The organism is Pseudoxanthomonas sp. PXM02 (assembly GCF_014851805.1).
GTDB lineage: Bacteria > Pseudomonadota > Gammaproteobacteria > Xanthomonadales > Xanthomonadaceae > Pseudoxanthomonas_A.
In genome coordinates this window covers 22,188-45,738 of the sequence record NZ_JACVAK010000003.1, presented here as the reverse complement: position 1 = coordinate 45,738, position 23,551 = coordinate 22,188, and the positions used below count along the sequence as shown (strand labels likewise).

At 68.1% G+C, this 23,551-nt stretch carries 19 protein-coding genes; 11 read left to right on the top strand and 8 right to left on the bottom strand.

Going from position 1 to position 23,551, the window contains the following annotated elements; translation table 11 throughout:
• Positions 1-365: 365 nt before the first annotated feature.
• From IB225_RS14295 to IB225_RS14270, 6 genes are all read right to left on the bottom strand, one after another.
• Positions 366-1,676: a putative porin gene (locus IB225_RS14295; RefSeq protein WP_192311948.1), complete on the bottom strand. Its 1,311-nt coding sequence runs from the start codon at positions 1,674-1,676 to the stop codon at positions 366-368.
• 60 nt (positions 1,677-1,736) lie between these two features.
• Positions 1,737-3,404, bottom strand: coding sequence for an alpha/beta hydrolase fold domain-containing protein (locus IB225_RS14290; RefSeq protein ID WP_192311947.1), 1,668 nt, complete (start codon positions 3,402-3,404; stop codon positions 1,737-1,739).
• 30 nt (positions 3,405-3,434) lie between these two features.
• On the bottom strand, positions 3,435-4,883 hold the full coding sequence (locus IB225_RS14285; RefSeq protein WP_192311946.1) for an amidase family protein: 1,449 nt from the start codon (positions 4,881-4,883) through the stop codon (positions 3,435-3,437).
• A 28-nt stretch (positions 4,884-4,911) separates the two neighbouring features.
• A complete protein-coding gene (locus IB225_RS14280; protein ID WP_192311945.1) occupies positions 4,912-6,381 on the bottom strand; it encodes an amino acid permease in 1,470 nt (489 codons plus the stop codon).
• Positions 6,382-6,573: 192 nt separating this feature from the next.
• On the bottom strand, positions 6,574-7,467 hold the full coding sequence (locus tag IB225_RS14275; protein ID WP_192311944.1) for an alpha/beta hydrolase-fold protein: 894 nt from the start codon (positions 7,465-7,467) through the stop codon (positions 6,574-6,576).
• A gap of 73 nt (positions 7,468-7,540) precedes the next feature.
• Positions 7,541-8,272 (bottom strand): TorF family putative porin, encoded by a 732-nt coding sequence (locus IB225_RS14270; RefSeq protein WP_192311943.1) that lies wholly within the window; start codon positions 8,270-8,272, stop codon positions 7,541-7,543.
• A 162-nt stretch (positions 8,273-8,434) separates the two neighbouring features.
• On the opposite strand from IB225_RS14270, the gene argE reads away from it, so the two are divergent.
• The 4 genes from argE to IB225_RS14250 all read left to right on the top strand — a co-directional run bounded on the left by argE (position 8,435) and on the right by IB225_RS14250 (position 14,004).
• The gene (gene argE / locus IB225_RS14265) at positions 8,435-9,652 is read left to right on the top strand and encodes an acetylornithine deacetylase (protein WP_345776622.1); all 1,218 of its coding nucleotides are present in this window, start codon (positions 8,435-8,437) and stop codon (positions 9,650-9,652) included.
• A complete protein-coding gene (locus IB225_RS14260; protein ID WP_192311942.1) occupies positions 9,649-10,962 on the top strand; it encodes an MFS transporter in 1,314 nt (437 codons plus the stop codon). The genes argE and IB225_RS14260 overlap by 4 nt, the downstream gene beginning before the upstream one ends.
• A 344-nt stretch (positions 10,963-11,306) precedes the next feature.
• On the top strand, positions 11,307-13,448 hold the full coding sequence (locus IB225_RS14255) for a TonB-dependent siderophore receptor (RefSeq protein WP_225583888.1): 2,142 nt from the start codon (positions 11,307-11,309) through the stop codon (positions 13,446-13,448).
• A 1-nt stretch (position 13,449) separates the two neighbouring features.
• Positions 13,450-14,004: a hypothetical protein gene (locus IB225_RS14250; protein WP_192311940.1), complete on the top strand. Its 555-nt coding sequence runs from the start codon at positions 13,450-13,452 to the stop codon at positions 14,002-14,004.
• 54 nt (positions 14,005-14,058) lie between these two features.
• On the opposite strand, the gene IB225_RS14245 is transcribed toward IB225_RS14250, so the two are convergent.
• A complete protein-coding gene (locus IB225_RS14245; protein WP_192311939.1) occupies positions 14,059-15,372 on the bottom strand; it encodes a hypothetical protein in 1,314 nt (437 codons plus the stop codon).
• Between the two features lie 65 nt (positions 15,373-15,437).
• Positions 15,438-16,538 carry an AraC family transcriptional regulator gene (locus tag IB225_RS14240; protein ID WP_192311938.1) on the bottom strand — a complete coding sequence of 367 codons (1,101 nt, stop codon included), beginning with the start codon at positions 16,536-16,538 and terminating at the stop codon, positions 15,438-15,440.
• 540 nt (positions 16,539-17,078) lie between these two features.
• Between IB225_RS14240 and IB225_RS14235 the strand changes: the two genes are divergently transcribed.
• The 7 genes from IB225_RS14235 (at position 17,079) to IB225_RS14205 (ending at position 23,551) form a co-directional block, all read left to right on the top strand.
• Positions 17,079-17,570: an Lrp/AsnC family transcriptional regulator gene (locus tag IB225_RS14235; protein ID WP_192311937.1), complete on the top strand. Its 492-nt coding sequence runs from the start codon at positions 17,079-17,081 to the stop codon at positions 17,568-17,570.
• Between the two features lie 215 nt (positions 17,571-17,785).
• On the top strand, positions 17,786-19,030 hold the full coding sequence (locus tag IB225_RS14230) for a CoA transferase (RefSeq protein WP_192311936.1): 1,245 nt from the start codon (positions 17,786-17,788) through the stop codon (positions 19,028-19,030).
• Positions 19,030-19,794, top strand: coding sequence for an enoyl-CoA hydratase/isomerase family protein (locus IB225_RS14225; protein ID WP_192311935.1), 765 nt, complete (start codon positions 19,030-19,032; stop codon positions 19,792-19,794). The genes IB225_RS14230 and IB225_RS14225 overlap by 1 nt, the downstream gene beginning before the upstream one ends.
• Positions 19,791-21,092, top strand: coding sequence for a hydroxymethylglutaryl-CoA reductase, degradative (locus tag IB225_RS14220; protein ID WP_225583938.1), 1,302 nt, complete (start codon positions 19,791-19,793; stop codon positions 21,090-21,092). The genes IB225_RS14225 and IB225_RS14220 overlap by 4 nt, the downstream gene beginning before the upstream one ends.
• A 5-nt stretch (positions 21,093-21,097) precedes the next feature.
• Complete coding sequence (locus IB225_RS14215) at positions 21,098-21,862, top strand: hypothetical protein (protein ID WP_192311933.1); 765 nt, start codon at positions 21,098-21,100, stop codon at positions 21,860-21,862.
• 56 nt (positions 21,863-21,918) lie between these two features.
• Positions 21,919-22,479 (top strand): cytochrome b, encoded by a 561-nt coding sequence (locus IB225_RS14210; RefSeq protein ID WP_192311932.1) that lies wholly within the window; start codon positions 21,919-21,921, stop codon positions 22,477-22,479.
• A 19-nt stretch (positions 22,480-22,498) separates the two neighbouring features.
• Entirely contained in the window at positions 22,499-23,551 is a 1,053-nt protein-coding gene (locus IB225_RS14205; RefSeq protein WP_192311931.1) for a hypothetical protein, read from the top strand.

Below are 23,551 nucleotides of genomic sequence, written 5' to 3'. Positions count from 1 at the left end.
CTTCCAGCAGTAAGGGTCAGCGTTGACCCTTTTTCATCCAACGTTGGAAGTCTTCCGGTGTTTCGTCTCTCACTAAGGCCCAGCATTGACCCTTTTTCGGTGTTTCTTCTAACACTAAGGGTCAACGTTGACTCTTTTTGATCCGACGTTGGAAGTCTTTCGGTGTTTCATCTCTCACTAAGGGTCAACATTGACCCTGTCTGGTCGAATGTTGGGAGTCTTTCGGTATTTCTTCTCACACCAACGGTCAACGTTGACCCTTTTCGGGCCAATTCGTGCGGCGATCGTGGGCGCACTGGCCGGACTGCCGGGCATGACACATCGTTGAGATGACGCCCGGTGTGAGAGGCGTATCACCACCCGCGTCAGAAGTTCACCAGGAAGAACAACCGGATGCGGTCCAGCCAGTCGCTAGGCGTGTTGCTGCCCGCATAGGTCGGATCGTTGGGTTTGTAGTGGTACCAGAGGGCGCTGACCATGGTCTTGGGCATGGGCGTGTAGTCCACCGTGAAGGCGTGCAGCTTGTAGTTGGTGGCGATGCCGATGTTGTCGTGCGAGAAGGCCGACAGCACGGCATCGACCTCGGTCTGCGAGTAGCCGTAGGTGAAGCGCCAGTCGCCCGGCTTGCTCGCACGTCCCAGGCTGACGTCCACGCCGTAGCCGGTGTCCTGATTGTCGATGGCGCCCAGGTTCTTCACGTAGTCGCCGACCACGCGCACCGGCCACTTCTCGCTGGGGCCTTGCCAGGTCGCGCCGACCAGCAGGTTGGCGAGTTCGTAGTCGGAGAGGAAGGTGCCGTCGGGATTGAGCCGGTTGGTCCGCCAGTCGCCGGCATCCGCTCCGGCCACGCTGCCCAGGCTGTAGCGGTAGTAGGCACCAGAGAGGTCGACCTTGAAGCCGCCCAAGGCAGGCGAGTCGTAACCCAGCTGCACCCCGGCCATCGTGCTGTCTGACCCACCGGCCCGCTCATCGACGACGAAGAACAGGCCGTTGGCACGCAGCGCACCGCCATTGCCCAGCGCGTGCTTGTAGGTGGCGCCCAGCCCCTGCGGATTGACGTCGCCATCCCAGACCAGGTCGGTGCGGGCGAAGGGCTGGGGGAACTTGCCGCCGTAGAGCTTCAGGTCGCCGACGTTCAACTGGGCATAAGCCAGGTCCAGGCTGACGGTGAAGTCGTCGTTCCAGTTGGAGAGCTGCACGTCAGAACTGTTGGGGTCGTCGTTGTCGCCGGTGACCACACGACCGCCGACGGTGACCCGGTCGTTGACCGCGTAGGTCGCCCCCAATCGTGCACGCACCTGACCGCTGGTGCGGTCGCGCGCGTCGTCATCGGAGCGGTCGTGCTGGCTGCGCAGGCGGAAGTCGCCGGTGACTTTCAGGCGGTCCAGCGCGCTGGGTGCGGCAGGTGCCGTGGCCACGGCCGTCGCGGGCGCCGGCGTGACGACCGGCGGCGGCGCAGCAACACCAAGCTTGGCCTCCAGCGCACGCAGCGCCGCTTCGTTCTGCTGCTGCAGCTGCGCGATCTGCGCCTGCTGTTCGCGCAGCGCGGCGATCTGCGCCAGCACGTCGGCCTGATCGGTCGACGTCTGTGCGAAGGCGGGCGTGATGCCGGCGCAGGCCAGCGCCAATGCCAGCGCCGCGAGACGTGGCGGGCAAACGAGTGCTTGCTTCGTCATGGGGATTCTCTTGATCGCGTGGCGCGCCCCGCATCGCAGGGCGCGCGAAAGGGCCGTTCGCTAGCTCATCGACACGGCGCGGTTGCCAACGGGCGCTGCGTCGCTTGCATGCACCGTCGTGGGGGTGTGTTCGAGGCCGAACACGCGTCGCAGGAACACTGCGCCATCCTGCAGTGCCTGCCGCGCGACGGACGACACCGCCACGGCTTCGATGAAGCTGTGCGGCGCACCGCGGTACAGCTTCACGTCCACGCTCACGCCGGAGGCGAGCAGCTTGCCGGCCATGGCCAGGTTCTGTTCGCTCAGCACATCGCACTCGCCCACGCCGATGTAGTACGGCGGCAGTCCTTCGAGTTCGCCCAGCAGGCCGTGCGTGTACGGCGTGTTGCGGTCGTCGGGCGTGGAGATGTAGTAGTTCCAGAAGGTGTCGACTTCCTTCGCCGTCAGCATGTCCTCGTCGGTGCCGTAGCGCCGGCGCGATTGCGGCGAGCAGTCCGGGGTGAAGCCGGCGTAGTAGCTGAGCACGGCGGAGACGCGATCGCCTTCGCCGATGTCGCGCAACTGCAGCACGGCGCCCGTACTGAGGTTGCCGCCGGCCGAGTCGCCACCCAGCGCGATCCGCTGGCCGTCGAGCCCGTGCTCGGCGCCGTGCGTGCGCAGCCAGCGCACCACGTCGATCACCTGTTCCAGCGCGACGGGATAGCGCACTTCCGGCGACAGCGCGTAGTCGATGCCGACCACCGCCACGCCGGCACGCGCGGCGAGTTCGCGCATCACGCGGTCGTGCGTGTCCAGGCTGAACATCGCCCAGCCGCCGCCGTGCAGGAACGCCAGCGTGGGCTTGGACGTGCCGGGCGCGGGATCGTAGATGCGCAGGCGCACGGGGCCGTGGCGCGTGTCGGCATGCAGTTCTTCGATGCGCGCCGGCATCGGGCCGCCTTCGCACCAGGGCTTGCGGACCTGTTCGACGATCTCGCGCTTGGCCGGCCAGTCCAGCGTGCGGCCGGCGGTGATGCGGCGACCCTCGGCGATGACGCTGTCGATAAAGTGCGCGATCTCCGGATCGAGCGGTTTCGCGCGCGGCGTGATCGAGGCGATCGCATCGGCGCCGCGCCCGTTGTCGAAGCGCTCCATCCACGTGGCCAGTTCGTCCTGGCGCGTATTCCACAGGCCACGCAGGATGTCGTCGAAGACGTCGTCGCGCTCGTCCTGTCCCAGCTTGAACGTGGCGTGCACATCGCGGATGCGGGCGTGGAAGCCGACGATGCCCTTGCGCAGGCCGAGGTAGCGCTCGCCCATCTCCTCGATCCGCCACGCGCCAGGACGGCCGGCTTCCATGTCGGTGACGAGTCCCTGCAGCAAGCGTTCGGCGTCATCGCCGCTGTCGCGCAGCTCGATGTCCACCTCGAACACGGCGGTCGTGTAGTTCCAGGTCGGTGCACGCGTGCGATCGGCGAACCACGACGGCGACACGTAGCCGTGCGGGCCGATCAGCAACACGGTGGCGCGCGGATCGTTCGCGAACGCCTGCCATTGGGGATTGCTGCGGGCGAAGTGGCCGAGCAGGCGCTGCGGCCGCCCTTCTTCGTCGCATTCCAGCTGCACCGGCAGCGGCGTGGCCGACAGCGCGCCGGTCGTGCCGGACACGATCCACGCGAGCGGTTGCGCGGCGACGAGGTCGGCGATGTCGCGCGGAGAGGTGGCCTGGAACAGCGAAGGATTGGACATGGTGTCGGGGTTCGGAAAGGGGGGAGGTGGTCAGCCGAGGTCGCGGGCGACCGAATGCGCGGGCCAGCGATCGGCCCACGGCGCAGCGGCTTCGAGTTCGTAGGCCAGGGCGAGCAGGGTGTCTTCCTGCCCGCGGTCGGCGGCGAACATGCTGCCGATCGGCAGGCCGTTGCCGGCGTGCGACAGCGGCAGCGAGATGGCCGGGGTGCCGGCCATGTTCTGCAGTGGCGTGTAGTCGATCCACGCGAACATCGCGCGCGCCAAGTCATCCACGGGCACGGTGGGCGCGAACGTGCCGAGCGGCGGCGGCGGCGTGTTGGTGACCGGCGACAGCACCACGTCGTACTGCGTGAAGAAGGTCGACAGTTGTTGCGGCAGGAGGGCGATCTGCCGGTACGCGGCTTCGAGTGCGGTGGTCGGCAGGCGTCGCGCGCGTTCGGCGAGGCCCAGCGTCCACGGTTCGACCGCGTCCTCCAGACGGCGTGCGCCCAGCGTCGGCACGGTGGCGTCCACGGCATCGGCGGCGAGATGCGACCACAGGTCCTCGAACGCCGTCATGAACGCATCGCCATCGAGCGGCCAGCCGACGAACTCCACCGCGTGGCCGAGGCTGGCGCACAACGACGCGGTGCGCACGAGCGCATCACGGACATCGCGATCCGGCGACGTGCCGCGCAGGCCGCGCTCGATGACGGCGATCCGCAGGCGCCGTGGCGAGGCCGACTTCACCATCGCGTGTGCCGGCTGCGGATGCGTGGCGGCGAAACCCCAGGCGACGTCGCGCACGCTGCGCGCATGCAGGCTGTCGGCCACCAGCAGGTCTTCGACCAGATGGCGGCCGCGCACGCGCACGGTGGTGTCGCGTCCCGGCTTCAGGCCGACGATGCCGCAGCATGACGACGGCAGGCGGATCGAGCCGCCGCCGTCGCTGCCCTGTGCGAGCGGCACGAGGCCGGCGGCGACCGCGGCCGCGGCACCGCCGCTGGAACCGCCGGGCGAATGCGCGAGCGACCACGGATTGCGCGTCGTCGGGCCCGACAGCGGCTCGGTGGAGGCGAGCAGGCCGAATTCCGGCATCGCGGATTTGCCGACCGCGACCAGGCCTTGTGCGATCAGGCGGTCGACATACGCATGGCCGCGCGCCATCGGCGCATCGCTGCGGCTGCGCGAGCCCGCGCGCGTCGGCATGCCGGGATGATCCAGCGAATCCTTCGCCAGCCACGGCACGCCGGCCATCGCCGTGCGCGTCGCGCCTTCGCCCGCCACGCGGTCCAGCGCGGCGGCCTCGCGGCGCGCCTGGTCGAAGGCGGCGTGGCTCAACGACTGCAGCGTGCCGTCCAGGCGTTCGATGCGGCGGATCGCGGCCTCGACGAGATCGCCCGCACCGAGTTCGCCGGCATGCACCAGGGCGGCCTGGTCATGGGCATCGAGGCGGCCGAGCGCGAGGGCATCCTGGTCGGTGAGGCGGGTGTCGGACATGCAGTGCGGTTCGTCGGAAGTCGGAGAGTCAGTCGGCGCGTTGCAGGGCGCGCGCGCGGCCGTAGAAGCGGTAGAGCAGGGCACCGATCGCGGCATAGCTGGCCAGCAGCACGATCGGCAGCAGGTCGCCGCCGAGGGCCTGCTGCACGATGTCGATCGCCACCGGCAGGGTCATCGCGAAACTCATCACGATGGCGCACACCGGCACCACGCCGTACCAGGTGCCGCGGATCCACACGCCGCCCAGCGGCACGCGGAAACGCCCCAGTTTTTCCGGCTGCGTGCTGCGGATGCGGATCAGGCAGATCGCCACCATCGCGAACATGAAGGACACGCCGAACGAGATCAGGTCGGCCATCAGCGAGATCGGAAGCAGCGCGGCATTGATCGCCGCGAGCGCGGCCAGCAGCAGGTTGGCGATCCACAGGCTGTTGCGTGTGGGATGCAGGCGGCGGAACAGGTCCGGCAGCAGGCCGTCGCGCGCCATCGCGTAGCAGACGCGCGAGTGGCCGAAGGCGTTGGCGAGCAGCACCGAGGCCAGGCCCGCCAGCGCGCCGATCTTGATGACGGTCGCGAACTGCGGCCAGCCGATGCGGTCGACCGCCAGCGCGATCGGATCGGGCACGTCGAGGTCGCGGAACGGCACCAGGCCGGTCAGCACGATGGCGGCCAGTACGTACAGCGTCGCGCACACCGCCAGCGAACCGAGGATGCCGATCGGCACGTCGCGTTGCGGGTTGCGCGTTTCGGCGGCCGCGGTGGACACCGTCTCGAAACCGAGGAAGGCGAAGAACAGCAGCGCGGCCGCGCGCGCCACGCCTTCCCAGCCATAGGTGAAGCCGCCTTCGTTGGCGGGCAGGAACGGCGACCAGTTGGTCGGCTCCACCGCACTCGCGCCGATGACGATGAAACTGACCAGCACCAGCACCTTCACCACGACAAGCACGGTGTTGGCCAGCGACGAACGCGAGGTGCCTAGCGCGATGATGCCGCCCGCACCCAGCGCGGCCGCGGCGGCCACCAGGTTGGCGTGTCCGCTCACGGCCAGCGATGGGCCGTCGGCGTGGTGCAGCCACTGGATGGCCGGTGTCGAGATCGCCTGCGGCAGCACGATGCCGACGTCCGACAGCAGGCTGCCCAGATAACCGGAGAAGCCGACGGCGAGCAGCGACGCGGCGACACTGAACTCCAGGAACAGCAGCCAACCCAGCGCCCACGCGGGGCCGACGCCCAGCGTGAGCTTGCAGTAGCTGTAGGCCGAACCCGACTCGGGCACGCTCGACGCGAGCTCCGCGTAGCACAGGCCCACCAGCAGGCAGGCGAAGCCCGCGATGAGGAAGGAAATCGTCACCGCCGGCCCGGCATACAGCGACGCCGCGGTGCCGATCAGCACATAGACGCCGGCGCCGAGGATCTGCGCGACGCCGAGGATCAGCAGGGAGCCCCAGCCCAGGCCGGCCTTCAGGCCCGGGGTCGCGGGAGGTGCGGTGTTCGCCATCAGTGGGTCTCCGTCGGCATCGTGCACGGGTCACGCCGCAGCCATCCGCCATGCGGAAGGGGACGAGCGTTGTGGGGGTGCGGGAAACCGATCATGGCGGTTTCATGCTCGCCACTGGGGAAGCACGGCGCTTCGCCATCCCGCTCCCGGACTTGGCAGAACGCGCCCGCCGGGCGCGTCGCCGGTGATGCGTCAGCGGATCTCGAACGCGAAGCGCATCACGTCGGTCACCGACCGCGCCGGCACGGTGACGTGGATCTCGTCCGGATAGCGCAGCAGGCGGGCGCGCACGCCGTGGCCGGACAGGCGGTCCAGCCGGTCGACCAGGGCGCGCGCGGGCTCGGGATCATCGTCGGTATCGCGGTCGCCGACGATCACCATCAACCGGCTGCTCGCGTCGACCTTGCCCGCCTGCACGCGCGTGGTGAACGCGCGTTCGTCGTCGAGGATGCCCTGCGCGTTCCATTCCATCGATGGACTGGCCGCGACGATGGAGTGGAACGCCTGCGGACGTTCGTACAGGGCGTACAGCGCGAACAGGCCGCCCAGCGAATGGCCGAACAGCGAGTGGCGGTCGGGATCGGCCTTGTAGCGGCGCGCGATCTCGCTGCGCAGCGGGCCGGTCATGAAATCGAGGAACTGCTTGCGCGCGCCGCTCTTGTACTGCGCCAGCGCGCGCCACTGGCGCGGCGGGGGATCGAGCAGGGCGGCGGTGAAGTCGTTGAGGCGGCGCACGTCCCAGGCGTCGTCGCCGGGATAGCCCACGCCAACGACGATCGCCTTGCCGATCGGCAGGTATTCGGACACCCAGCGCGCCTGCGCGAACGAGCCGAAGTAGGCGTTGCCATCGAGCACGTAGAGGACCGGATAACCGTCCTCGGGCGCGTCCTTGTCGTCCGCGGGCTTCGACACGAAGATGCGGTAGACCTCGCCGCCGGGCGAGGTGATGTCCCAGGTCTCGGTGGCCGGCATCGCGTAGCGCGCAGCGGTGGCGGTGGGCGGCGGCGGGTCGGAAGCGAACGCGGAAGGAATCGCCAGCGCGGCGAGCAGCGCGAGGGCGGTGCAGGCCAGTGTCTTGATCGTCATGCGCGACTCCGAAGTCATCGTGGCCCGGGAGCCACCATTGAAGCAGGGAACGGGGGTGGAGCGCGATGCCGGCTCAGAACATCACCAGCGCCTGCGCCCGCCAGCGGCCGGCGCTTTCATGGCGGGTCAGCAGGCCGGAGGTCGCGGGATCGATATCGGTGTCGCCGTAGCCGACCGAGTAGTACCAGTTCCGGTGCCTGGCAGTCAGGCGCAGGTCGGCGTGGCGGTAGTCGCCGATCGCGCGGTGGCTGAAGTCGTACTCGCCCACCGTCAGGATGGCCGATACCGGGATGCCGCGCGGTTTGCCAAGCGGAACGCGTACGTTCGCCGAGGTGTAGAGCGAGCTGCCGCCCTGGAAGTAGTCCCAGGCATAAGCGCCGCTCGCACCGACGACGACGGGGCCGAAGTCGTACGACGCCGATACCGTGACCTCCTCGAAATCGAGATCCATCGTGTCCGATGGCCGCTGCCGGTACAGATAACCCGCGTTGACGTAGACCTTGCCGGTCTTCTTCGCCCAGCCGGCGAAGTAGTCGAACTCGACGTGCGTATCGGTGCCGGGTCCGAGGTCGATGCTGCCGGCCCACACGCCGACGTAGACGCCGCTGCGGTGGTCGAGCTTGAGTTCGCCGATCACCGCCGGCTTGCCCGCGGTCAGCGACTGGCCGCGCCAGACGGTCTCGGTGGACACCGCGGCGCCATTGGCCCAGCGCCAGGCGCGATCGTCCTCTCCCTCCGCGGCCGACGCCGGCGCGGCAAGCAGGGAAGCGATAGCGATGCAGCGGCGGGCAAGCGTTCGTGTCATGGACGCAGCCTAGGTGGCGAGGCGCAGGCGCTTCTTGTCCAAACCGGAGGCCGGCTTCGCCGGAAAGGTCGGCCGCGGAGAGGCGCGGCCCGTGCAGATGCCTTGGCGCCGCGGGACCCGTTTCGGCTAAGCGCCCGCATTGAACGGCATGTCCAAGCCGTCGTGCTGCCGTTACGCTCGGGCTATTCCGTCGTCGCAGGGCAGCACGTGGCCTCCATCTCTTCCGCCGATCCGATCACCGCGCGCGACTGGCTCGCGCGACTCGTGGCCTTCGACACCACGTCGCGCAATTCCAACCTGGTGCTGATCGAGGCCGTCGAAGCGTGGTTGCAGGGCCTGGGCGTGCGATCCACGCGCGTGCCGGGAGCGGCCGGCGCGAAGGCGAACCTGCTGTTCTCGATCGGTCCCGACGTGGCCGGTGGCGTGGTGCTGTCCGGCCACACCGATGTCGTGCCCATCGACGGCCAGGCCTGGAGCAGCGATCCGTGGACGCTGACCGAGCGCGACGGACGCCTGCATGGCCGCGGCAGTGCGGACATGAAGGGCTTCATCGCCACCGGACTCTCCCGCGTGCCGGCGATGCTGGCCGCGGACCTGAAGCGGCCGGTGCACTTCGCGCTGTCGTACGACGAGGAAGTCGGCCTGCTCGGTGCGCCCTCGCTGATCGAGACGTTGCTGGCGGACGTGCCGCGGCCAGCGCTGGTCGTCGTCGGCGAGCCCACCGGCATGCGCATCGTCGAGCGCCACAAGGGCATCATGGGATTGCGCACCACCGTGCTCGGCCACGAGGCGCATTCCAGCCAGACGCACCTCGGGGTCAGCGCGAACATGGTCGCCACGCGGCTGATGGCGCGCATCGTCGACATCGCCGAGCGGCTGGCGGCGGCACCCGATCCCGCCAGTGGTTTCGAACCGCCGCATGCCACCGTCACCATCGGCACCGTCCATGGCGGCACCGCGCCGAACATCCTGGCGCGCGAATGCAGTTTCATCTGGGATATCCGCTCGGCGTCGCCGGTAGAGACGCGCGCGGTCTTCGACGAGGTGGATGCGCTGGTGCGCGAACTGGACGCGGAGATCCGCGCGCGCTTCGCCGATTGCGGCATCGCCACCGAGATCCTGTCGGACGTGCCGCCGCTCACCGGCGTCGGCAACGGGCCGGCGGTGGAACTGGTGTCGCGGCTGACCGGCACGCCGGTGCGCGAGGTCGCCTCCTACGTGTCGGAGGCGGGCCTGTTCGAACGCGCCGGCCTGCCCACGGTGATCTGCGGACCCGGCTGGATCGCGCAGGCGCACCAGCCCGACGAATACATCGCGGTGGACCAGCTGGCGGCCGGCGAAGCCTTCATGGACCGCCTGGTCGAGGCGTTGAGCGCATGAGCGGCGATCGCAGCGACGTGCCGGAACGCGGCATCGGTGGCCGCAACTGGATCCTCGGCGTATTGACGTCGATCTACCTGGTGAACTTCATCGACCGGCAGATCCTGTCGATCCTGCTGCCGCAGGTGAAGGCGGAGTTCAATCTCTCCGACACGTTCCTGGGCCTGCTGGTCGGCCCGACGTTCGCGTTCTTCTACGCCACCATGGGCCTGCCGCTGGCGCTGCTGGCCGACCGGGTCAACCGCCGCAAGCTGATCGCCGCGTCGCTGGCGCTGTTCTCGGCGATGACGATGGCCTGCGGGCTGGTGGTGCAGTACTGGCAGCTGGCGGTCGCGCGCGTGCTGACCGGCGTCGGCGAAGCCGGCACGGGTCCTGCGTCGCAGACGATGATCACCGACCTGTTTCCGCCCGAACGCCGCGGACGTGCGCAGGCCATCTACGCCTCCGGGTCCAATCTCGGTGTGCTGGTGGCCTTTGCCGCCGGTGGCGCCATCGCCCAGGCATGGGGATGGCGTGTCGCCTTCATCGCGGCCGGTCTGCCGGGCCTGCTACTGACCGTCCTGTTGCTGACCACAGTCCGCGATCCCAAGCGTGGCGCCCACGATGTCGTCGCCGTGCAGGAGCAAGCGCCGCCGCTCTGGGCCGTGCTGCGACAGCTCTGGCAGAGCAAGGCATTCCGCTACACCGCGCTCGGTGCCTGTTCCACCTGTTTCACGTCCTACGCGCTGGGCAGTTTCTTCCCCTCGTTCCTCGCCCGAAGCCACGGCATGTCCACCGCCGACATCGGCATCGCGATGGCCTTGATCATGGGCGCATGTGGTGGCCTGGCGACCTACGCCGCCGGCCATTTCGCGGACCGCTTCGGACGCAACGACCAGCGCTGGTATTCGTGGGTGCCGGCGATTGCCGCGCTCCTGCCGCTTCCGCTGGCCCCGATCTGCTTCCTGGCGCAGGACACGGGGATCGCGCTCGCGGCGGCGGTGATTCCCCTGGCGCTGACCGCGGCGTTCGTCGGTCCGACCATCACCATCATCCAGCGGCTGGTGCCCGTGCGCAGTCGTGCCACGGCGGTCGCGACGCTGATCCTGATCGACAACATCGTCGGCCTCGGCCTGGGGCCGCAGTTCGTCGGCATCGCCAGCGACCTGTGGAAGCCGGCGCTGGGCGAAGACTCGCTGCGCTACGCCCTGCTGGCCGCGATGATCGGTTCGGCCGTCTCGGTGTGCGGATTCTTCATGGCCGCGCGCCATCTGCGGAGTGACATCGCCGCGCGCGAGTCGGCCGCGCAGGCGCCGGCATCGAATGGCTAAGGGCGCGCACTGATCCGCCAAGCGGGCCGGTGCGGGCTGCGTCAAGTTCAACCTGAAGCAGACAGGTTGACCCGCGCCACCAGAGGGGATCTCGGTGGCGCACGGCACGCAAGCACCAGCATGCCTGCTTGATTGTTACAGCCGCGATCACGGCGCACGCCCAGATTCGCGACGAGCACCTGCACTACCCGAATGGAATCCCGCGACATCGAACGGAGGCGACGTCCCTGCCTGCGTCCGGAACCGTACTCCTTGCCGTTGTCGCGTTCCCACCTTCCCGCCACGCCAGCCCGCCAGTTCGCCCAGGAAATTCCATGACCACGCCATGTCAACGCTCCGTAGGCTTGCCCTCCCTTTCCCTGCTGACCCTCGGTCTGATGGCCGCGCTGAGCGCGCAGGCCCAGACCACCGATGCCCCCTCGTCGCCCGAAGCGGTCGACCTGGACAAGGTGCTGGTGATCGGCCAGCGCGCCAACCGCGTGAGCAACGGCGCCACCAACCTCGACCTGGACATCAAGGAGACGCCGCAGTCGATCAGCATCGTCTCCAAGGAACAGATGGACGAGTTCGGCGCCGACAGCCTCAATGACGCGCTGCGCCTCGCCACCGGCATCCAGGTCGAACAGACGTCGACCAACTCGACCCAGTTCCTCTCGCGCGGCTTCGAAATCAAGAACACGCAGATCGACGGCGTCGGCCTGCCCAACGGCTGGGGCGTGGTGACCAACGCGATGGATGCCTACGGCTTCGAGAAGCTGGAGGTGATCCGCGGCGCCAACGGCCTGCTGACCGGCGTGGGCAACGCGTCGGGCACGATCAACTACGTACGCAAGCGCCCCACGAACGAGGCGCAGGGTGAAGTCGGCATCACCGTCGGCTCGGAGAACCGTCGCCGCCTGCAGGCCGACTACTCGACGCCGTTCACCGAGAACGGCAGCTGGGCCGGCCGCGTGGTGGCCGCACGCGAGGAAAGCGATTCCTACCTGCGCGATTTCGAAAGCGAGCGCAGCTACTTCTACGGCGTGGTGGACGGCCAGATCGGCGAGAACGGCGCGCTGGCGTTCGGCTATTCCTGGCAGAAGGCCGACACCAGCAACAACATGTGGGGTGCGCTGAGCTTCCTCGATACCAACGGCAACCAGATCGAGTGGGACCGCAGCGCGTCGCCGACGCAGGACTGGACGTACTGGAACTCGACCACTGAGGCCGGCTTCATCGAGTACACGCATCGCCTGGGCGATACCTGGCAACTGCGCGCGTCGTACAACCATCGCAGCTACGAGCACGATTCCAAGATCTTCATGGCCTATTCCTATGCGGGCCTGGATCCGGTCACCCACGAGGGACTCTACGGCTGGGCCTACAAGAGCCCGTACGAGACGAAGGCGGACATCTGGGACGTGACCCTCAATGGTCGCTTCGAGCTGTTCGGACGCGAGCATGAAGCGATGTTCGGCGTCAGCACGGGCCGCAGCGAAGGCATCGACTGGTACAACCCCACCGATACCACCGGGCCGCAGTTCGGCCTGCTGCCGGGCTTTCCGTTCGGTGGCGATGCGATCCCCGAACCGGTGTGGGGCGAGAAGACCGTCTACACCACGCTCAACCAGCGTCTGACCCGCGTGTTCGGCGCGACGCGGCTGCAGTTCACCGACCGCTTCAAGACCATCCTCGGCTTCAACTGGGCCGAGTACCAGCGCGACAGCACCGACAACGCCGGTGCCACGTCGGACAAGACCGACCGCAACTTCGCACCGTACGCGGGCGTGACCTTCGACTTCACCGACCGCGTCACCGGTTACGCCAACTACTCCTACATCTACCAGCCGCAGGATGCGGTCGACTACGACCGCGTGTACATCGAGCCCAGCAAGGGCACCAACTACGAGGTGGGCGTCAAGGCCGAGTGGTTCGACAGCCGCCTGCTGACCACGCTGGCCTGGTTCACCGCCAAGCAGGACGGGCTTGCCACCTACGTGGCCACCCGCTTCATGGAAGGCTATGCGTATGGCTACTCCAGGCCGGACGACGTGGAATCCAAGGGCTTCGAGTTCGAAGCCACCGGCAAGCTGGGCGACAACACCAGCCTGCTGTTCGGCTACACGCACCTGAGCATGGACGGCGGTCCGCCGCTGCCCGCGGCCGACCCGGACCAGACCGGCCCGACCTACGGCTGGGTGCCGCGCCGCACCGCCAACCTGATGCTGAGCACGCGCCTGCAGAGCGCGCCCGCGCTGTCGTTCGGCGTCGGTGGGCGCTGGCAGAGCGACATCGTCAACTACGAGGACTACGTGAAGTACGCCCGCGTGCGCCAGGACGGCTACGCCATCCTCAACGCATACATGGCCTGGGACATCACGCCCGACCTGACGCTGCGCGCCAACGTCAACAACATCACCGACAAGAAGTACATCCAGAGCCTGTACTCGGTCAGTTACTACGGCGCGCCGCGGCAGTACGCGGTCAGCCTGGACTGGCGCTTCTGAGATGGAGCGCGGGCGCCGCGTTCCGATCGACGCATCGCCGACGATCCGGCGTCCGCAGCGCAGCCAGGGCTTCGCGGCCCTGGCTGCGTTGTCCCTCCTGCTGGGCGCTGGCCATGTACAGGCCGGTGACCGCGAAGACGTGCTGGCCCGCATCAACGAGTACATGGCCCACGAGCAGAGCGGCGACCTGATCGCGCAGGGTCGGTTGATGCTGGACGAACGCAGCATGGTGTATCCCGGCGGACGCATGCACGGCAACAATCGCGAGGGCATGCAGCGGCAGCAGGCCGACCAGGATGCGTTCGCCGCCGCGTTTCCCGGCGTGCGCTATGAGTTCGAGCTGCGCGATATCGATACGCAGGTGTGGAACGGCGACAGCGCGCTGGTGACGTTCGATTCGGTGCCGACGCGCATCGTGCCTGCGTCGCTACCGCCGGAAGCCGTCGCGAAGCTTGGTCCGCCGAAGATTCCCCTCATCGTCGCGGCCATGCTCGTCAAACAAGAGGGCGTGTGGAAAATCGCGCACACCACCTTCGTTCCGCGCGACAAGGAATAGCTGCACGACTGGCGGCGATGAGCGCGCCACCGCTGCGCTCACCGGCACGGATCGTTACTCCTTCGCCTGATCCTTCGCGGCAGCCCAGCCTTGCATGCGCGTGGGGACGTGGCGCTTCAGTGCCGGGTGGCGATCGATCGCGCGCCCGAGGTTCGCGGCATCGCCTCCACGCAGATGGATATCGAGGAAGGCCAGGACCACGTCACTCGTCGCCGATAGCGCTTCGTCGCCGTCGATGTCGCCCACGCGCTCGTTCCGCTTCGGTCCGTCCAGCAACGCGACCAGGTCGGTGAAGCCCAGGTGGCGGATGCCTTCCAGGCGCACGCGCACCACGTCAGCGTCCTTGCCCGCACGCTTCCAGGGTTCGTAGGCGAGATCGTTGGGACTGAAGTCCGCTTCCCGCGGCTGGCCTTCGAGCAAACCGTAGCGCGGCCAGTCGCTCAGCATCAGCAGCAACGGTCGGCCGACGGCGCCGTTGAAGAGTGCGGGATCGAAGTTCTGTCCATCCAGGTTGATCGCCGCATGGCATGCCGCGACCAGATGGCAGGTCGTGGCAGACGTCGCGCCGCCGAACGACATGCCGGCGAACGCCAGGCGCGAGCGGTCCGCGGTCGCCAGTACCGCGCGCAACGCTTCCGGCTCTTTGTTGCCGGTCACGGCATCGGCGACGGCCCGCGTGTCGTCGCGCCACTGCGCGAACGAGCGGCCGATGCGCGTGGCCGGGAAGGCCTCGGCGTAGGTCGCCAGCGCGTCGCGCCGGACGTCCAGGTCGCTGCCGCCCGCGATTACCTTCCACGCGTCGGCGAAGCGCGGATCGTCCGGCGGACCGCCGAACTTCGTCGCGACCAGCGTGCCGTCCTGCAGACGTACGTCGGTGGCATCGCCCGGATGCGCGATGGAGATGACGATGTAGCCGTGGCTGGCCAGGCGTGCGGCGAGTGCGCTGTTCTGTTCCGGGTACAGGAACAGGCCATGGCTGTAGACCACGACGGGAAATCCGCGCGATGTCTTCGCCGGGCGCGCGTCCGGCTGCACGGCGATGCGCGCGGCGGCCACGGCCTGCAGCTCGCCGTCCGCATAGCGGAAGTTGCGGGCGAGGGCGGGCAGCGTGGTCGCGGCGATGTCAGAGGGGAGATACGCGCTGTCTTTGGCGCCGCTGCGTGCCTGCGCGGGATACCAGACGACCGCAGGCAGCCGGCGTGGTCCGCTTGCGGCGTCCGTCGCGTCGAGTGTCCGCGCGGAATCGACGAATTCCGTTCGCAGCACACCGACGGCGTACTCGCCATCGGGCGCCGGCAGCGTGGAGGCATCGGCCATGCCGGCCAGGGTGGCGATGGCGATCGCCATGACGGAGCGCTTCAGGGGCATGCGGCTTCCTGGGTGACGTGGGACGGGAAGGGCGGGAGGTGCAGGGTAGCGGTCGATCGATCCGGTCAGTTGACCCGGGTTTCCCGACCCGGCATCGCGGTCGCATCCTGGGCGTCGCGCAGGCGCTCCGCCAACGCGCCCCGGATGGACGTGGTGCGGACGTCCGTGGGACAGGTGCCGAATGCCAGCTTGAACGCGCGGGTGAAGCTGCCGGGACATTCGTAGCCGCATTCCATCGCGATGTCGATCATCGGCTTGTCGCTCTTGCTGACCAGCACCATCGCCCGCGACAGCCGCACCTGCTTGTAGACCTGGCCCACGCTGCCGCGATACAGCGCCTGGAAGCCGTACTGCAGCTTCTTGATGGTCATGCCGACCACGGCGGCGAGTTCGGACACGCTGAGCGGTTCATCGAGGTTCTCCTCGATGACCTGCTTGGCCAGCCGGATCTTCTCGATGTCGGCGCGCCGCAGCACCGGGCCGTCGGCATCGTCGGCTTCCGCGTACGACTGGATCACCGCGCAGACGATCTCCATCGCCTTGGCGGCCAGGTACAGGCGCCGCAGTTCGCCTTCGTAGGGGCACTCGAAGGCCTGCGTGGCGGCGACACTGGCCACGTTGCCCAGCGGAACGTGCCGCAGGCCGGTCGGGACGCGGTCGACGATGTAGTCGCGGAAGATCGGCGGCAGCGCCTGCGCATCGAGCCCGAGCACGTCCTTGATGCGGTCGCGCCGCAGGAAGATCGACACCCAGCGCAGGGGACGGTTGGGTTCGTAGACGGTGCGCACCGCCTCGCCACTCGGCAGTCCATAGAACGTACAGAAGCCGTGGGCGAGATCCTCACCGGCCAGGTCGCTGCCCGCGGAAATCGTGCTGCGTCCTTCGATCCAGGCGCAGAAGACCAAGTGGTCGTCGTGGCGATGCTGGCGCGACAGCTCGCGTGCGGCGCGGAAGTCGACGATGGCCATCGACAGCGCGTCATTGAGCTGGTGGAACACCCAGCCGCCGTCGCCGACCGATTCGTCGTAGCGGTGGCGGAAGCCATGGCCCGACACGAGGGGCTCGCGCCAGCCTTCGTGGACGTCCTGACTGCGCCAGTCGGCCGCGTCGGTGGGGCGGCCTGCGCAGATGAGCATTTCTTCGATGGTGCGATCGTCGAGGATCATCGAGGTGTCTCCCGGTGGCTGTCCGTCGGTGGGCTTCTGCCTGCGACGGGCGTATGGCGGCTGGGTCCATGGCAGCGATATCCCTGATCGATGCCTGCCGCGACGTGCGGCGGAAGGACGTGGCAGGCGAACCCCTTCGCCTGTGCCGCCGGTGAGCCGTTTCGGTTAAGTCGCCGCACTGTTCGGCAATTCCGCCGCGAAACCCCGGCGCTAACCTCAAACGACTCTCCATCGACACGTCAGATGCTGGCGACCACCTCCGTGCTCCTTCCCTCCATCAAAAGCCCGCGCCCCCGCGCTGTCCAGTGACCTGCCCAGGTTGGCCCGACATGCTATGTCACTGTTTTGAAAAGGGATCCGCGCAGCCGTGCGCAACAACGAAGCGTCGCGGCGGGTGCAAACGCGCGCGTGGGACGGTTCGGGCCGCGAATACGCCACACCCGTCGCGCACGGCCGGACAGCACCGTGCGGTGCCGGGCGTGTTGTCCCCCGTGGAGGCAGCGGCGACACTCAGCGGAGGTGCAGCGCTTGGTGCAGGACATGTCCCACAAGGATTCACTCGACCGGATCGACCTCAAGATCCTGCAGGCCCTGCAGGAGGACGCCCAGATCAAGAACCGCGATCTGGCCGACCAGGTGGCCCTGTCGCCCAGCGCCTGCCTTCGCCGCGTCCGCGATCTCGAGGAGCGCGGCCTGATCACCGGCTATCGCGCGCATGTGGCCATCGACCGGATCCGCGCGGCGACGATCGTCATCGCGCAGCTGTCGTTCGACCGGCACTCGGTGGGCCGGTTCATGGACTTCGATACCTGGGCCAGCAACACGCCGGAGATCGTGGAGTCGCTGCGGGTCAGCGGGCACTACGACTACCTGTTGCGGGTCGTGGTGAGCGACATCCACGACTGGAAGCGCATCATGCGCGAGATGACCGAGCGCGACTTCGGCGTCGAGAAGATCGTCTCCAACTTCCTGATGGAAGACATGAAGCCCTTCGCGGGCTATCCGCTGACGCAGAACAGCGGCTCGCGCTAGCGCCGGCGGTCCTCGCCGGCGCGAGAGGCGTAACACCCGCCAAGCGCTCCACCCGTACCGACCTGCCGTGGGCACGCCTGTCGCGTGTGCGCGTGGACGCGGTGCGTCCGCACGCCCTGCCGGATCGATGTCGCTTCCGGCCGCCCATCCGATCGCCGCGGTTGCCGTGACCACCTGCGTACGACGACCGACTGTTTCCCTGGGAGGGGATCACGATGAACACCACTGAGTCCGACGGCGCGTCCGTCGCGCCACGCCGGCGCGGTCCCCTCGAGGGACTGCTGGTGCTCGACATCACGCGCGTGGTGGCCGGCCCCTATTGCTCGATGATCCTCGCCGACCTCGGCGCCCGGGTCATCAAGATCGAGCATCCCGAGGATCCGGACTACGTCCGCGACTTCCCGCCGTTCGTGGGCGAGGGCGATGCGCGCTTCAGCGCCTTCTTCGCGCAGTACAACCGGCACAAGGAAGGCATCACGCTGAACCTGAAGCACGAAGCCGGACGCGCGCTGCTGAAGCAGCTGGCAGCGCGCGCGGATGTCCTGGTCGAGAACTTCCGGCCGGGCACCATGCAGCGCTTCGGCGTCGGCTACGAGACGCTGCGCGCCGAGAATCCGAAGCTGGTGTACGCGTCGATCAGCGGCTTCGGCCAGACCGGCCCCAATGCGCTCAAGCCCGGCTTCGACAACAGCGGCCAGGCCACGGGCGGCCTGTGGTCGATGAACGGATTTCCGGACCGTGCGCCGGTGCGCGTCGGCACGATCGTGGGCGACGTGTCCGCCACGCTGTTCGCCACCATCGGCGTGCTCGCCGCCGTGCGCGAGGCCGAACGCACGGGGCAGGGCCAGATGGTCGATGTCTCGCAGCAGGATTCTGTGCTGGCGCTGACCGAAAACGCAGTGGTGAAGTACACCGTCGACGGCGACATCGCCGGCCCGCTCGGCAACGACCATCCCTTCGTGCGTCCGTACGGGCAGTTTCCCTGCAAGGACGGCCACGTGTTCTTCGGTGGCTACAACGACAAGCTGTGGGCGCTGTCGTGCCGGAAGTTCGGCACGCCGGAACTGGTCACCGATCCCGAGATCGACACCATGGCCAAGCGCTTCGACCTGGGCGTGTACGAGCGGCGCGTCAAGCCGGTCGTCGAGGCCTGGTTCCAGGACCGCACCAAGCACGAACTCGAAGCGATCGCCGGCGATGACATCCCGCTGTGCGCGGTGAAGAACATCAAGGAGGTCGTCGAGGACCCGCATATCGCGGCGCGCGACATGATCGTCGACGTCGCGTACGCGGCCGGCAACGTGGGCATGTTCGGCACGCCCATCAAGCTGTCCGCCACCCCCGCCGATCCGCGCGGGCATGCGCCCCGGCTGGGCCAGCACAACCACGAGGTCTATGCGGAGCTGCTCGGCCTTGATGCCGGTGCGCTGGATGAACTGAAGAAGACAGGAGCCGTGTGATGAGCATCGCCTACGACGTATCCGATGGCATCGCGATGATCCGCTTCGACCGCCCGGACAAGCTCAATGCGCTGACCCTCGCGATGTACCGCGAGCTGGGAGATGCCTTCATCGCCGCGCGCGACGATGCGCGCGTGCGCGTGGTGATCCTGACCGCCAGCGGCACGCGCGCGTTCTGCGTGGGCGCGGACCTGGGCGAGTCGATCCCGGCGCTGATGGAAGACCACTTCGATATTTCCCAATGGGACGACGCGCACCTGAAGAACCTGCGGCTCTACAAGCCGGTCCTGTGCGCGATCAACGGCCTGTGCCTGGGCGGTGGTTTCGAGATCATGCTGGGCACCGACATCCGCATCGCCTCCGAGACCGCCAAGTTCGCGCTGCCGGAGCCGTCGCTCGGCATCGTGCCTGCCGGCGGCACCCTGGTCCGCCTGGTCAGGCAGATTCCCTACGCGCATGCGATGGAACTGCTGCTGACGGCCAATGGCTTCACGGCGCACGAGCTGCTGGCGAAGGGGCTGATCAATCGCGTCGTGCCCGCCGCCGAACTGATGCCGCAGACCCTCGCGCTCGCAGAGCGGATCAAGGCCATGAGCCCGGGCGCGCTGGCCGTGATCAAGGAGTCGGTCCATCGCCTCGTCGACATGACCGAAGCCGACGCGTTCGCCGAAGAGGCGCGGCTGGGCCAGCGTGCCTTCACCAGCGCCGACGCCCGCAAGGGGCTGGCGGCTTTCGCGAAGAAGCAGACCCCGGTCTTTGACTGATAACCCGTTCCCACAGGATTGCCATGACCACCAGCAGCCGTATCCCGGGCTTCTACAAGCTCGACCCGGAAAGCCGTTTCCAGAAGCTCGTCGAATTCAGTGGCCTGCCGGCCGAGCAGCTGCGCCCGCTGCAATCGACGGACACCGCAATGGCCGCCATCGCCGACCGCATGATCGAGAACGCGGTGGGCACCATCGCGATCCCGTTGGGCATCGCCGCCAACTTCCAGGTCAACGGCATCGACTACCTGGTGCCGATGGCGACCGAAGAGCCCTCCGTCGTCGCGGCCGCGAGCAACGCGGCGCTGGTCGCGCGCGAACACGGTGGCTTCCACACCTCCGGCACCGCGCCGGTGATGATCGCGCAGGTGCAGGTGCTCGACGTGGCGGATCCGCATGGCGCGCGCCTGCGCCTGCTGGAAGCACGCGATGAACTGATCGCGCTGGCCAACGAACAGGATCCGCTGCTGGTGCAACTCGGCGGCGGCGCGCGCGATATCGAGGTGCGGCTGTTGACATCGGCCGACTTCCGTTCCCTGATCGTGCACCTGCATGTCGATGTGCGCGATGCGATGGGTGCGAACGCCGTCAACACGATGGCCGAAGCGCTGGCGCCACGGATCGCCGCGATCGCCCGGGGCCGCAGCCTGCTGCGGATCCTGTCGAACAAGGCGGACCTACGCCTGGTCCGTGCACGCGCGGTGTTCGACGCCGGCAAGCTCGGCGGCGCGGACGTGGTCGACGGTATCGTCAATGCGTACCGGTTCGCGGCGGCCGATCCCTACCGCGCCGCGACCCACAACAAGGGCATCATGAACGGCATCTCCGCCGTGGTGCTGGCGACGGGCAACGACACCCGCGCGATCGAGGCAGGCGCGCACTGCCACGCGTGTCGCGATGGCCGCTATACCTCGCTGTCGCACTACGAGAAGGACGCTGACGGCAATCTCGTCGGCAGCATCGAGCTTCCCCTCGCGCTGGGATTGGTCGGCGGCGCGACGAAGACGCATCCGGTCGCGCAGGCGTCGGTGAAGCTGCTGGCGGTAAAGAGTGCCGTGCAACTGGCCGAGATCACCGCCGCCGTCGGGCTGGCGCAGAACATGGCGGCCCTGCGCGCGCTGGCCACCGAAGGTATCCAGCGCGGCCACATGTCGCTGCACGCACGCAACGTGGCCGCGGCCGCGGGCGCGACCGAGGGCGAGATCGCCGCGCTGGTCGGGTGCCTGGTGGCCGACGGCCACGTACGCCTGGATCGCGCGCAGCAGCTGCTCGCCGAGCTCCGTGCGGGCAAGGCGTAGGCAGCGTGCATCGCTTGCCGGAAACCGACGCGCGGCGCGGCAATGCCATGGCGGTGGCGCTGCTGTCCGCTTCGACCGCCTGCGGCACCGCGTTCGCCGGACCCTTCGAAGTGGGCGACACGGACACCGAGGACGGCTGGTCGCTGGAGGTGGAATCGGTGCGGGTCCGCAGCGGTGACCACGTGTCGCGCACGCATCCTGCGATCGGGCTGACCTGGGGATTCGGCGAACGCTTCGAACTGTCGCTGGGCAGCGGCTACGGCATCTCCGCCTTCGACAAGGGGCAACGCCGTCATGGCGCGCATGACCTGGAGCTCGCCTTCAAGTGGGCGCTGCGGGAGGCATCGGATGCCGCGATGGGCATTGCCATCGAACCTGGAGTGAGCCTGCCCACGGGAGATCGTGACGCAGGCCTGAGCGAAGACGAAGCCGTGCTTGACGTGCCCGTCCGGTTCAGTCGTACGGTCGGGCAGGGAAGCTGGACAGGCCAGGCCGCCTGGTCACGGGCGATGCGTTCGCACGAAACCGCCTGGAGCGTGGGCGTGTCGTACGAACGGCCGCTGACGCGGACGCTGACGCTCGGCGCCGAAGCGATCCATGAGCAGGTCGCGGATGACGCGGCGAGCGCCCTCCAGCGCGGCAACCTCGGCGTGAGCTGGACGCCGCACCACCAATGGGAAGTGTCCGGCCGCGTCGGCAGGAGCTGGCGCCATGCAGCGGGCGAACGCCAGACCTCGTTCCGGTTCGGCATCGAGTACCGGTTCGACTGAACTTCGATCATCGAAAGCATGCGTGCGCATGCATCCATCTACAGGAACACCGAGCCATGAGCACCATCTCAAGCCAGGGTTACCACCGCGGATCCATCCTCCTGCATTGGGCCATGCTGGCGCTGTTCGTCATCGTGTATGCCTCCATCGAGTTGCGTACCGTGTTCGAGAAAGGCAGCGACGCGCGCGCGACGATGAAGGACCTGCACTTCATGTTCGGCCTGTCCATCTTCGCGCTGGTATGGCTGCGCCTGGTGCTGCGCGCACTGACCCGGCGTCCGCCGATCGTGCCGCAGCCTCCGGCCTGGCAGCGCATGGCGTCCACCGCCATGCACGTGGTGCTGTACGTGTTCATGATCGGCATGCCGCTCGCGGGCTGGTTGGTCCTGAGCGCGGCGGACGAACCTATTCCCTTCTTCGGCCTGCAGGTGCCACCGCTCACCGGACCGGACATGCCGTTCGCACTGAAGGTCCACAAGCTCCACGAAACCGCGGGCACCGTCGGCTACTGGCTGATCGGCCTGCACGCCCTGGCGGCGCTGGCGCACCACTACCTGTGGAAGGACAACACCTTGCGCCGCATGCTCGCCTCCGGCCCGCGCGGCACGCGTCAGTAACGTCACCGGGAACACCCTCATGAAGTCGATCCCCTTGCTGCTGTCCCTGCTGGCAGCCACCAGCGGTGCGATTGCCGCCACGCCGACCGCGGCCGGCGACCTGCTGTACACGCTCGAACACACGACGCCGCTGCCCAGCACGAATACCGGCTACGACTACATCAAGTTCCAGCCCGGCACGTCGCGCCTGTTCATGGCGCGCCTGGCGGACGGGTTGACCGTGTTCGACGTGGACACCGGCAAGGTGATCCGCACCGTCGAGGACTCGCGGGGCGCGAACGGGCCATTGCTGCTGCCGGAGTACAACCGCGGCTACGTGGCGATGGACGACGGTTCGTTGCTGAGTCTCGACCTGGAGACGCTGAAGCCACTGGGACGCGTGCCGCTGGCGAAGGACGGCGGCCTCAACAGCGCCATCTACGATCCCCACACCCGGCAGGTGCATGCCATCGTCGGCAGCCGCCCGCTGGAATCGACCTGGTTCACGCTCGACGCCGCGAGCGGCACGCTGCTGAAGACGACGGTATTCCCGTTCCGCAAGATGGACGATCCCGCCAGCGATGGCCAAGGCCGGTTGTTCGCGCCCGCGCGCAAGGACGGCATCGTGCTGGTGCTCGACGCCGCCACGCTGGAGGAAAAAGCACGCTGGCCGGTGGGCTGCGCGGTGTCGAAAGTCCGCTATCAGGCGGACACGCGTCGCCTGCTCGGCGCCTGCGCCAGCGACACGCCCAGCTTCTTCGCGCTGGATGCCGATACCGGCCGCGTGATCGCCACGCTGCCGATCGGCTACGGCCTGGATGGTTTCGCGATCGACGAGTCGCGCCATCGCATCGTGACCTCCAACTATGACGGCACGCTGAGCGTCATCGCGCAGGACGGTGCCGACGGCTTCCGGCCGTTGGGCACCGTCGCCACGCACACGGGTGCCCGCATGATGGCGCTGGACGAACGCGATGGCCGCCTGTTCGTGGTCAACGCCGCCTTTACCCGCAGCGCGCCCAACGACAAGGGCGAGACGTCCACGACGTACCACCCCGACAGCTTCGTGGTCCTCACCTACGCGCCGCGATGA

Bases quoted from the DNA above. Each gene is read 5' to 3' on its own strand.
- IB225_RS14295 (WP_192311948.1), bottom strand. From the start codon at position 1,676: ATGACGAAGCAAGCACTCGTTTGCCCGCCACGTCTCGCGGCGCTGGCA.
- IB225_RS14290 (WP_192311947.1), bottom strand. From the start codon at position 3,404: ATGTCCAATCCTTCGCTGTTCCAGGCCACCTCTCCGCGCGACATCGCC.
- IB225_RS14285 (WP_192311946.1), bottom strand. From the start codon at position 4,883: ATGTCCGACACCCGCCTCACCGACCAGGATGCCCTCGCGCTCGGCCGC.
- IB225_RS14280 (WP_192311945.1), bottom strand. From the start codon at position 6,381: ATGGCGAACACCGCACCTCCCGCGACCCCGGGCCTGAAGGCCGGCCTG.
- IB225_RS14275 (WP_192311944.1), bottom strand. From the start codon at position 7,467: ATGACGATCAAGACACTGGCCTGCACCGCCCTCGCGCTGCTCGCCGCG.
- IB225_RS14270 (WP_192311943.1), bottom strand. From the start codon at position 8,272: ATGACACGAACGCTTGCCCGCCGCTGCATCGCTATCGCTTCCCTGCTT.
- IB225_RS14260 (WP_192311942.1), top strand. From the start codon at position 9,649: ATGAGCGGCGATCGCAGCGACGTGCCGGAACGCGGCATCGGTGGCCGC.
- IB225_RS14250 (WP_192311940.1), top strand. From the start codon at position 13,450: ATGGAGCGCGGGCGCCGCGTTCCGATCGACGCATCGCCGACGATCCGG.
- IB225_RS14245 (WP_192311939.1), bottom strand. From the start codon at position 15,372: ATGCCCCTGAAGCGCTCCGTCATGGCGATCGCCATCGCCACCCTGGCC.
- IB225_RS14240 (WP_192311938.1), bottom strand. From the start codon at position 16,538: ATGATCCTCGACGATCGCACCATCGAAGAAATGCTCATCTGCGCAGGC.
- IB225_RS14235 (WP_192311937.1), top strand. From the start codon at position 17,079: ATGTCCCACAAGGATTCACTCGACCGGATCGACCTCAAGATCCTGCAG.
- IB225_RS14230 (WP_192311936.1), top strand. From the start codon at position 17,786: ATGAACACCACTGAGTCCGACGGCGCGTCCGTCGCGCCACGCCGGCGC.
- IB225_RS14225 (WP_192311935.1), top strand. From the start codon at position 19,030: ATGAGCATCGCCTACGACGTATCCGATGGCATCGCGATGATCCGCTTC.
- IB225_RS14210 (WP_192311932.1), top strand. From the start codon at position 21,919: ATGAGCACCATCTCAAGCCAGGGTTACCACCGCGGATCCATCCTCCTG.
- IB225_RS14205 (WP_192311931.1), top strand. From the start codon at position 22,499: ATGAAGTCGATCCCCTTGCTGCTGTCCCTGCTGGCAGCCACCAGCGGT.